This window comes from Cyanobium sp. N5-Cardenillas, from assembly GCF_024345515.1.
Classification (GTDB): Bacteria; Cyanobacteriota; Cyanobacteriia; order PCC-6307; family Cyanobiaceae; genus Cyanobium.
On the sequence record NZ_JAGQBG010000114.1, the window covers coordinates 1 to 9785 of the forward strand.

11 protein-coding genes are annotated in these 9785 nt (G+C 68.9%); 9 read left to right on the plus strand and 2 right to left on the minus strand.

Annotation, left to right across the window (positions count from 1 at the left end; translation table 11 throughout):
- The 4 genes from KBZ04_RS10075 to KBZ04_RS10090 form a co-directional block, all read left to right on the plus strand.
- Window positions 1-892, plus strand: an 892-nt coding sequence (locus KBZ04_RS10075; RefSeq protein WP_254991802.1) for an ATP-binding domain-containing protein, incomplete at its 5' end; no start/stop codon positions are given.
- Window positions 893-1202: 310 nt separating this feature from the next.
- Window positions 1203-1580, plus strand: a complete 378-nt coding sequence (locus tag KBZ04_RS10080) for a phosphomannose isomerase type II C-terminal cupin domain (RefSeq protein WP_254991803.1) — start codon at window positions 1203-1205, stop codon at window positions 1578-1580.
- Window positions 1581-1669: 89 nt separating this feature from the next.
- Complete coding sequence (locus tag KBZ04_RS10085; protein WP_254991804.1) at window positions 1670-3514, plus strand: DEAD/DEAH box helicase; 1845 nt, start codon at window positions 1670-1672, stop codon at window positions 3512-3514.
- A gap of 34 nt (window positions 3515-3548) precedes the next feature.
- Window positions 3549-3872, plus strand: coding sequence for a hypothetical protein (locus KBZ04_RS10090; protein WP_254991805.1), 324 nt, complete (start codon window positions 3549-3551; stop codon window positions 3870-3872).
- Window positions 3873-3881: 9 nt separating this feature from the next.
- Here KBZ04_RS10090 and KBZ04_RS10095 read toward each other — a convergent pair whose 3' ends face one another.
- A complete protein-coding gene (locus tag KBZ04_RS10095; RefSeq protein WP_254991806.1) occupies window positions 3882-4085 on the minus strand; it encodes a hypothetical protein in 204 nt (67 codons plus the stop codon).
- Between the two features lie 283 nt (window positions 4086-4368).
- On the opposite strand from KBZ04_RS10095, the gene KBZ04_RS10100 reads away from it, so the two are divergent.
- The 3 genes from KBZ04_RS10100 to KBZ04_RS10110 are packed head-to-tail and all read left to right on the plus strand — an operon-like array spanning window position 4369 to window position 7551.
- Window positions 4369-4767, plus strand: a complete 399-nt coding sequence (locus KBZ04_RS10100; RefSeq protein ID WP_254991807.1) for an RNA recognition motif domain-containing protein — start codon at window positions 4369-4371, stop codon at window positions 4765-4767.
- A gap of 14 nt (window positions 4768-4781) precedes the next feature.
- On the plus strand, window positions 4782-6593 hold the full coding sequence (locus KBZ04_RS10105) for an ABC transporter ATP-binding protein (protein ID WP_254991808.1): 1812 nt from the start codon (window positions 4782-4784) through the stop codon (window positions 6591-6593).
- Between the two features lie 25 nt (window positions 6594-6618).
- Window positions 6619-7551, plus strand: a complete 933-nt coding sequence (locus KBZ04_RS10110; protein ID WP_254991809.1) for an LCP family protein — start codon at window positions 6619-6621, stop codon at window positions 7549-7551.
- Here KBZ04_RS10110 and KBZ04_RS10115 read toward each other — a convergent pair.
- A complete protein-coding gene (locus KBZ04_RS10115; protein ID WP_254991810.1) occupies window positions 7520-8023 on the minus strand; it encodes an MgtC/SapB family protein in 504 nt (167 codons plus the stop codon). The two genes, KBZ04_RS10110 and KBZ04_RS10115, sit on opposite strands and share 32 nt — an antisense overlap.
- A gap of 126 nt (window positions 8024-8149) precedes the next feature.
- Here KBZ04_RS10115 and KBZ04_RS10120 point away from each other — a divergent pair, with 126 nt between their 5' ends.
- Together KBZ04_RS10120 and KBZ04_RS10125 are read left to right on the plus strand one after the other, a co-directional pair.
- Window positions 8150-9130: an FUSC family protein gene (locus tag KBZ04_RS10120; RefSeq protein WP_254991811.1), complete on the plus strand. Its 981-nt coding sequence runs from the start codon at window positions 8150-8152 to the stop codon at window positions 9128-9130.
- On the plus strand, window positions 9124-9785 hold a 662-nt coding region (locus tag KBZ04_RS10125), incomplete at its 3' end, for an FUSC family protein (RefSeq protein ID WP_254991812.1). The genes KBZ04_RS10120 and KBZ04_RS10125, both read left to right, overlap by 7 nt.

The window sequence follows — 9785 nt, forward strand, 5'->3', positions numbered from 1 at the left end:
GATGGCCGCCCTGCTGGAGGCATTGCCCACCATCTGCCGGCTGGTGCTGGTCGGCGACCCGGGCCAGCTGCCGCCCATCGCGCCCGGGGCCGTGCTCCAGGAGCTGCAACGGCCCGATTGCCGCCGCCAGCTCGGGCCCGCCGCCATCACCCTGACCACCACCTACCGCAACGCCGGGGCCATTGCCGCGGTGGCCAGCGCCCTGCGCCAGGGGCTGACCACCGCCACTGCAGCCACCGCCACCGACCCGCTCGCCACCATCCTCCCCCTGCTCCAGGCGCTGGGGCCCACCGACAACCTTCAGTGGCGTGCCTGCTCCCCCCGGACCTTGCCGCCGGAGCTGCTGGAGCGACTGCACCGCCACCAGGCCTCCCTGGCGGGGCTGGCGGCGCGCTGCCGGCCCGGGACCGACCAAGGCTGCCAAGCACTGCTTGCCGCCCGCGACCAGCTTCTGGTGATGGCCCCCCAGCGCCAGGGTCGCTGGGGGCTGGAGGCGATCCATCGAACCCTGCTGGGGGGACGACAGGACGTCGACCTGCAGGATCTGCCGGCGGGCACCCCCGTGCTCTGCCGGCGCAACCTGCCGGAACTGGACCTGGCCAACGGGGATGTGGGGCTGCTCGTGGGCGGGCCGGGTCCATCGGCGCGGCTGCTGTTCGGCGACGGGAACGGGGAGGCGATCTGGATCCATCCCGGCCAGCTGGCTGGGGCTGCCGAGCCCGCCCTGGCCCTGACGGTGCACAAGGCCCAGGGCAGCGAAGCCGAGGAGGTGATCGTGCTGCTGCCCAGCGGCGGATCCCAGGATGGCCGCCTGCTCTACACCGCCCTGACCCGGGCCAGGCGGGGCGCCCTGCTGCTCACCGAGGCGGCCTTGGGTGTCTACGAAAAGTGAACCGTCCGGGGCCGCCATCGGCCCCAGATCCATACTTCATGCATCGGCGCGGTACCCCGGTCGAGCTCTCCGGACCCCCTGCTCCAATCGTCTCCACCGCTGGGATTTCTCCCCTTCCGGGAGACCCTCCATTTCTCCAGACCCCTCGAGGAATGCCCTCAAGCATCGTCACGAAGGATCGGCCCGGCCTCGCCGGACATGGCCCCTCAGGTGCCGCGAGGTCGACAGGGACGACCCCCATGGATTCCCTGGCCCCAGGTGGTTCCGGTCAGTCTTTTCTCCATCCGACATCCCCACCCAGCGGCGGCCGTTGACAGCTTTCAGCAGGGCGAGGGTCCACCGTCCCTGGGGATGGTTCGAAACCCTGGCGACGGGCCCCGGCTATCTCGTCAAACGGATTCTGATCACGGCGGATCAACGCATCAGCCTCCAGCGCCACCACCACCGCAGCGAGCACTGGGTGGTGGTGGCCGGCACCGGCGAGATGGAGTGCGATGGCGAAGGCCTCGCCGCGGTCCCGGGCGCGACCCTGTTCGTCCCCTGCGGCGGCGTCCATCGGGCGGCGGCGGCGGCAGCCTCCGACCTTGAAATCATCGAGGTGCAGCTGGGCACGCAGCTGCGGGAGGACGACATCGAGCGACTCAGCGATGATTACGGCCGGGTGGTAAAGTCTCATTTCAACCTTTGAGCAAGGGCAAGGCAGCCCGGGTGCAGGGCACCCATTCCCACGGTCCGCTGCCGGCCTGCGTTGAAGGATTCACCAGGCTCCAGCATTCCGTGACCCAGATCATTGACGGCAGCACCCTCATCGGTGCCGCTGATTCCCAGGCGGCCATTGAGCAGCCTTGCCAGGACACTGTCCTCTCGTCCGTCGTGGCTCCCCCGGAGGACGACCTCACCATCGCCCTTTCCGTGACGGAAACCTCCGTCCCCGTCAGCGCCTTCGCCGCCTTCGGCCTGCGCCGTGAACTCCTCGACGGCCTGGCGGCCATCGGCTTTGAGGAACCCTCCCCGATCCAGAAAGCCGCCATTCCCGAGTTGATGCTCGGCCGCGACCTGGTGGGCCAGGCCCAGACCGGCACCGGCAAGACCGCGGCCTTCGGCCTGCCTTTGCTGGAGCGCCTCGATGCCGGTCAACGCACCCCCCAGGTGTTGGTGCTGACCCCCACCCGCGAACTGGCGATGCAGGTGGCCGAGGCCTTCAACAGCTATGCGGCCTGCATGAAGGGCGTCAAGGTGCTGCCGATCTACGGCGGCGCCGATTTCCGCGACCAGATCCAGCATCTGCGTCGGGGTGTGCAGATCGTCGTGGGTACCCCCGGCCGGGTGATGGATCACATGCGCCAGGGCACCCTCGACCTCTCCGGTCTGCGCAGCCTGGTGCTGGACGAAGCCGATGAAATGCTCCGCATGGGCTTCATCGACGACGTCAAGTGGGTGCTCGAGCAGCTCCCTGCCGAGCGTCAGGTGGTGCTGTTCTCCGCCACCATGCCCTCGGAGATCCGCCGCATCTCCCAGAACTATCTCAAGGACCCGGCCGAAGTCACCATCCGCCAGAAGGCCGCTGACGGCCGCCGCATCCGCCAGCGGCACCTGGTCGTCAACGGTCCCCAGAAGCTCGAGGCCCTCGAACGGGTGCTGGAAGCCGAGGGCAGCGAAGGGGTGATCATCTTCGCCCGCACCAAGGCCATCACCCTGACGGTGGCCGAGTCCCTGGAGCAGCACGGCTACGACGTGGCGGTCCTCAACGGCGACGTGCCCCAGACCCAGCGGGAGCGCACGATCGAGCGTCTGCGCGATGGTCGCGTCAACGTACTGGTGGCCACCGATGTGGCGGCCAGGGGCCTCGATGTCGACCGCATTGGCCTGGTCATCAACTACGACATCCCCTTTGACGGCGAGGCCTACGTGCACCGCATCGGCCGCACCGGTCGGGCCGGGCGAAGCGGCGAGGCGATCCTGTTCCTGACCCCGCGGGAGCGCCGCTTCCTGGGGGGTCTGGAGCGCGCCGTGAACCAGCCGATCGAAGTGATGGAGGTGCCCGGCAACGCCAGCATCAACCAGCACCGCCTTGATCGCCTGCGTCAGAAACTCACCACGGCCCTGCAGCAACCGGTCTGCAACCCGGAGGAGCGGGCCTTGCTGGCCGAAATCCTGCAACGGGTGGCCCAGGAGCAATCCTGCAGCCCCGACCAGCTGGCCCTCGCCGCCCTTGAGCTCGGCCTTGGCGGCAAACCCCTGCTGCTGCAGGGTGAGGAGCGCTGGGGTCAGTCCCGTCCCGGTGCCCCCACCAGGGATCGCGACCGTGGCGACAGGGAGCGGGGTGGTGATCGCCGGCCCTTCAACGACCGCGGCCAGGAACGCGGCGAGGACGGCCCCGAAGACAACATGGAACGGTTCCGGATCGAAGTGGGCTGGCGCGATCGGGTCAAGCCCGGGAACATTGTGGGCGCCATCGCCAACGAATCCGGCCTCGCCGGCCGCTCGATCGGAAAGATCCGCATCTTCGATGCCCACAGCACCGTCGACCTGCCCAAGGGCATGCCTGACGACGTTTTCGCGGACCTTCGTCGCCTGCGGGTGATGAACAAGGAACTTCAGATCTCCCGACTGGGCTCCTGATTCCCCTCGCCGGCGTTCACCACGCCAACTCACCATGCCTTCCCAGCAGCGGCCCCGTCTGCGTTCCCCCCGCGTCCTGCCAGGTGCTGGCTGGCTGATCCTCAGCCTGGTGGCCCTGGCAGCTTTCGGGCCGGCGGGGGGGCCGGCGCAGGCGGCCTCCGGCCCCATCCTCGAGGTGGTGCGCTCGATCTGCCTCTCCGCCTTCGAAACGGAGCTGGCCCAGTCCGGCAAGAAAGCTCCCGACGGGATGGCCAACTACGCCTGCAGCTGTGTGGCCGATCGCATCACGAGCGGCAGCAGCATCGACTCGGCCCGCAGCAGCTGCAAGGACGCCACCTCGAAGCGCTACCCGATCTGATCGGGGCCCTCAGGCCCACATCCGGGTCACTTGCTCGCAGACCATCACCTGGGGCTCACTCACCGTGAGCTGCTCCACGGCGCTGATCAGGGACATCTGGACCTCGTGACTTTCGTTGGCCACAAGAACCTGGAGCAGGTCGAAAAGATCCTGGGTGCCGAGCTCGCCATCCTCACGCCAGGTGAGGCTCCAGGGGACGGGGGCGGTCTTCATGAGATCAGCTTGATCAGGGTTTGCTGACAATGGAGCGTCCTGGCCAGGGCCGGGGAAAATTTCGGAATTGCTTCGCTTCCGCTTCAAACTTCTCCATGGAGCCAAGGGGCTCGGTTGTAGGCTTCACCGAGTTCCATGCCGTTCTGGCTCCCTTCGGCACGCACCGACGGCACAGGCCCAACAGAACCGGACCCCTTCTGGACCCGATCTGCGCTCCATGCCGACCGCCTGCTTTCCATGGGATTCCCGACACCGGAGGAATCCGTTCCAGCTTTTTCATTGAATGACCATCTACGTCGGCAACCTCTCGTTCCAGGCTGAACGCGAGGACCTTCTCGATCTCTTCGGCCAGTACGGCGAGGTCCGTCAGTGCAGCCTTCCCCTCGACCGGGAAACGGGTCGCAAGCGTGGCTTCGCCTTCATCGAACTGGCCGACGATGCCTCCGAGCAGAAGGCCATCGACGACCTCCAGGACGTCGAATGGATGGGCCGCATGATCCGCGTCAACAAGGCCACACCCCGTGAAGGCGGTGGTGGCGGTGGCGGCGGCCGCTCCGGTGGTGGCGGCTACGGCGGCGGCGGTGGTCGCCCCGGCGGAGGCGGCGGTGGCCGCTCCGGTGGTGGCGGCTACGGCGGCGGCGGCGGCTACGGGGGTGGCGGCGGCGGTGGCAATCGCTGGTGACGCCTGCGGCCTCCATGGCCGTTGATGGCGCCAGGGCGCCGACCACCCCAGCACCTGGGCTCTCCCGTCTGCTGGCCAGCCTGCGGCCCCACCGCAGGCTCGTCCGGCTGGCGGCGGCCTGTTCGGTCCTCAACAAACTGTTCGACCTGGCGCCGCCCGTCCTCATCGGCCTGGCGGTGGATGTGGTGGTCCAGCAGCGCACCTCCTGGCTGGCCGGGCTCGGCTTCAGCACCGTTCCCGGCCAGCTGGGGGTGCTGGCGCTGCTCTCGTTCCTGATCTGGAGCGCCGAATCCCTGTTCGAATACCTGTACGCCCTGCTGTGGCGTCGCCTCGCCCAGACCGTCCAGCACGAGCTGCGCGTCGAGGCCTACGACCACCTCCAGCACCTGGAGATGGGCTTCTTCGAAGCCGGCAGCAGCGGACGTCTGCTCACGGTCCTCAACGACGACATCAACCAGCTGGAGCGCTTCCTCGATCAGGGGGCCAACGAGATCCTGCAGCTGGTCACCACCGTCCTGGCGGTGGGCGGCACGATGCTCGTGCTGTCCCCCACCGTGGCGGGCGTCTCCTTCCTGCCGATTCCGCTGATCCTGTGGGGGTCCCTGCGGTTTCAGCGGCGGCTGGCCCCGCGCTATCGGGAGGTGCGCGAACGGGCCGGTGATCTGGCCAGCCTCCTGAGCAACAACATCGGCGGCATGCTCACCATCAAGAGCTACGCCGCGGAGGAGTGGGAGAAACAACGGCTGATCGCCCAGAGTCAGGCCTACCGCGCCAGCAACGGCCAGGCCATCCGCCTGTCGGCGGCCTTCATCCCCCTGATCCGGTTCGCGATCCTGTTCGCGTTCATCGCGATCCTCGTGATCGGTGGTTTGCAGGCCTGGCGTGGGGCCATCGCCATCGGCACCTATTCGTTTCTCGTTTTCATCACCCAGCGGCTGCTGTGGCCGCTCACCACCCTGGGTCGCACCCTCGACGACTACCAGCGCGCCATGGCCTCCACCCACCGGGTGATGGATCTGCTGGACACCCCCATCGCCATCCCCAGCGGCCACCGCCCGCTGCCGATAGCCACCGTCCGCGGTCACATCCGTTTCGAGTCCGTCGACTTCGCCTACGCCGGCCGCGACAGGCTTCTGGAAGGCTTTGATCTGGAGGTGCCCGCGGGTGCCACCCTGGGGATTGTGGGGGCCACCGGCTCCGGCAAGAGCACCATTGTCAAGCTGCTGCTGCGGCTGTATGCGATCCAGGCGGGCCGGGTCCTGCTCGATGGCGTGGCAATAGAGCAGGTGGCGCTGCAGGACCTGCGCCGGGCCATCGGTCTGGTGAGCCAGGAGGTGTTCCTCTTCCACGGCACCGTCGCCGAGAACATCGCCTACGGCAGCTTCCAAGCCAGCCGTGGGGCGATCGCCAGGGCCGCCGGCCTGGCCGAGGCGGCCGCGTTCATCCACGCGCTGCCCCAGGGATACAACACCGTGGTGGGCGAGCGGGGCCTGCGCCTGTCCGGAGGCCAGCGCCAACGCATCGCCCTGGCCCGAGCGATTCTCAAGGATCCGCCAGTCCTGGTGCTGGATGAGGCCACCGCCGCCGTCGACAACGAAACGGAGGCCGCGATCCAGCGCTCCCTCGACCGCATCACCGCCTCACGCACCACCCTGGTGATCGCCCACCGGCTGAGCACGGTGCGCCACGCTGATCGGATCGTGGTGATGGAACGGGGCAGGATCGTTGAGAGCGGCGGCCATGACGATCTGCTCGCCCGGAACGGGGCCTATGCCGCCCTCTGGCGTGTGCAGACCGGGCTGAGGTCGGAGGAAGCCCTGCGCTGAGCCCAGTGGGCTTAGTTTGGATTGAATGAAGATGTCTAAACCCAGGCCGGCGCGTCGGCGCGCGCCCGTCCTCATCGCCGTCGCCTGCGGTCTTGGGGCGGGCCTGCTGCTGGCCGGGCCCCTGGCCCAGTTGATCGCGGCAAGAGCCAACGCCGGGGGTGGCGCGGCGCTCACCAACCCCTTCGCCGCCTGGAGCGGCGGCATGGGCCGCCAGGATGTGCTGATCCTCGGCACCGACGTGGGCGGCGGCAACACCGATGTGATCGCCACCCTGCGCATTGATGGCAACCGCACCAGCATCACCCAGATCCCGCGCGACACCTACATCGAGGCCGAGAGTTTCGGACCGGTCAAGATCAATGCCCTCTACAACCTGGGCGGCATCGAAGCGGTGAAGCGTGAGGTTTCCCAGCGCCTGGGCCGTCCCATCCAGCACCATCTGGTCGTCAATCTCTCCTCCATTCGCCAGATGGCCGACGTGCTCGGGGGGATCGAGGTGGATGTGCCCAAACGCATGCTCTATGAAGACCGGAGCCAGGGGCTGTCCATTGATCTGCAGCCCGGGGTGCAGACCCTGCGGGGCAAGGATCTGGAGGGCTTCCTGCGCTTCCGCCACGATGAAACCGGCGACCTCGGCCGCATGGACCGCCAGCAGCTGGCCCTCAAATCCCTGTTCCGCAAACTCACCCGACCCGAGTATTTGGTGCGCCTGCCGGCCCTGATGATGGCCGCCCGCCAGGACATCCGGACCGACCTCGGGCCGATGGAGCTGGGCGGCCTGATCACCGCCATGGGCAGCACCCAGCTGGACACCCAGAGGCTGGACGGCCGCCCCTTCTACAAGGATGGCATCAGTTATTGGGACGCCGTCTGGCCGGCTCCCGAGGGCGATCCCCTCGAAGCGGAGGGCGACGGCCAGGCCAATGCTACGAACGGCCGCCACCGTTTCCTTTTCTGACCTCTTCGGCCGGAGCCGGAGCTTCATCGCTGCCCCCGTCGGGCGGGTGGCCGTCACGGTCGGAGAGGGTGACCAGGGCCAGACCGAGGGCCATCAGCACCGGCACCGGGCTGGAGACCGCCACGGTGACGCCGAGAGCCGCCGTGAACCAGATCGAGGCCGCGCTGCTCAGGCCCCGCACCTCCGGAATGCCGTGCTTCGGACGCACCGGAGGCACCAGGATCTCGCCGGCCCCCAGGAAGCCGACGCCCGTCGCCACGCCCTGAATCACTCGGCTGCGGGCCTGGGGATCGGGGCCGGCCGCCAGAACCATCAGGCAGGCGCTCATTCCCACCAGTACATGCACCCGCAACCTGTTGGGGTGGGCCCGGCTGCCATGGTGTGCCCGGTTGATTCCCACGGCCAGTCCGCAGAGCACCGCCATGCCAAGCCGCAGCAGGGCTTCCAGATCCGGGCTCAGCGAGAGGACCATGGCTGGCCGCGACACGACACGTGGCCATCAACCATCGCGCACCGGCACCCAGCCCTGGCGTATCGGCCACCAGCCGGGGACCATGAATGTCCATAGGCTCCTGCCTGTCGAGCGCCCCAGAGGTCCGTGCGATCCGCCCTGCTTCGCAACAGCCTGAGGCTCGGGGTGGCCGCCTTCGTCACCGCCGCCCTGTCGCTCTGGTTCGAGCGGATCGCCTACGTGTGGTACCCGATGCTGGCGGTGGTCACGGTCATGGAGGACGGCGATGACCTCAGCCTCCAGGCCGCCAGGGTGCGGGTGTTCGGCACCATCACCGGTGGGCTGGTGACCTTTCTGGTGCACACGGTGCTGGCCGGCTGGCTGGGGGTGCTGGTGTCGCTTCTGTTCATCCTGCCCCTGCTGCGCTGGCTGGGCTGGCAGTCGGCCGCCGGGACCGCGACCCTGGTCAGCCTGATGTTCCTGATGATTCCGAGCCATGTGGCCCTGAACTGGGACTACGTGTTCAACCGCACCCTGGACACGGCCGTCGGCTGCGTGATCGCCATTCTGGTGGGCCTGCTGTTCTGGCCCCGGCGGGGCGTCGACCGGCTGATGCGACTGGAAGCTGGCCTGCGCAACGGCTACATCGCCCAACTGCAGCGGCAGCGGGACTGGCTCGAGGGCCGGGGGGAACGGCCCCTGCCCCTGCCCCCGGCCCAACTCAGCCACGACCTGGTGGCCATGGAACAGCTGGTGGCCGAGGAGCGCCGGGGACCCCATGGCCGGCGGATGCAGGGGCAGCGCTGGTCCCAGCGGCTGCAGCTCTGGGCAGCGGTCCAGCACCACTGGGTGCAGTGGGAACGGTTGCTGGCTGGCCTGCCCGACCGTCTCCGCCCAGGTTCTGCCGCCGCCGGCGATGGCGGCAACGATCCGCTGGCGGCGGGGATGGCACGCATCGGGGCCCTGCTCGAGGGGGGCTCCCTGCCGGCCCCAGCCCCGGACCCCCGGCCCTGGCAGGCCCTGGCCCGGCAGCGGTCGCTGCCCCTGCTGCCGCTGCTGGCCCTGGCCCAGGAGCAGCACCCGCTGCTGGCGAGCCTGCGCACCCTCAGCCTGGTGGCCCGATGCTGATTCGCCGCTCCGAGCTGCGCCTGGCCCTGACCGCCGGCCTGATGAACGGCTTCGGCGCCCTTGCCCCGTTGGCCTACGGCTTCTACGCCCCGTTGGCCGTGCTGGTGGTCTGCACCGGCACCTACGGGGGATCCATCGGCCTGGGTCGCCAGCGACTGCTCGGATCGGTGGCGGGAGCCCTGGTGCTGGTGGTGTCGTTCACCGGCCTGAGCCACCTGCCCCTGCCCCTGGGGCTGAGCCTGGCCCTGGTCGCCATGCGACTGCTGGGGGCGAGCCTGGGGCTGGAGGTGGGTTACAAAGTGGGCAGCAACATCATCGTGATGGGCTGGCTGGTCCACGACGGTGAACTGGGGATCTGGGTCCCGGTGCGTCTGTTCTGGACCGCGGCCGGCATCCTCGTGGCCCTGCTGTCCCTGCGCCTGTTCTGGCCCGACCTGGCGGTGGAAGGCAACCGGCAGCGGCTGCGCCGGTTCCTGGCCGACCTCGGTGCCGCCCTGGTCGCCCAGGCCGACCGCCTCGACGCCCCCGCCGCCCCCGTTGCCCCAGGCGCCTTGGTGGCCGCCCGGCGGCTCGAGCTGGAGACGGCCCAGGGACTGCGGCGCCAGCTGGTGGCCCTGCGCCAGGCCATGCCGGCGGTGGCCGATGAGCTGGGCAA

Coding starts and splice junctions, on each gene's coding strand:
- KBZ04_RS10090 (WP_254991805.1), top strand. CDS start 3,549: ATGCCTTCCCAGCAGCGGCCCCGTCTGCGTTCCCCCCGCGTCCTGCCA.
- KBZ04_RS10095 (WP_254991806.1), bottom strand. CDS start 4,085: ATGAAGACCGCCCCCGTCCCCTGGAGCCTCACCTGGCGTGAGGATGGC.
- KBZ04_RS10100 (WP_254991807.1), top strand. CDS start 4,369: ATGACCATCTACGTCGGCAACCTCTCGTTCCAGGCTGAACGCGAGGAC.
- KBZ04_RS10105 (WP_254991808.1), top strand. CDS start 4,782: ATGGCCGTTGATGGCGCCAGGGCGCCGACCACCCCAGCACCTGGGCTC.
- KBZ04_RS10110 (WP_254991809.1), top strand. CDS start 6,619: ATGAAGATGTCTAAACCCAGGCCGGCGCGTCGGCGCGCGCCCGTCCTC.
- KBZ04_RS10115 (WP_254991810.1), bottom strand. CDS start 8,023: ATGGTCCTCTCGCTGAGCCCGGATCTGGAAGCCCTGCTGCGGCTTGGC.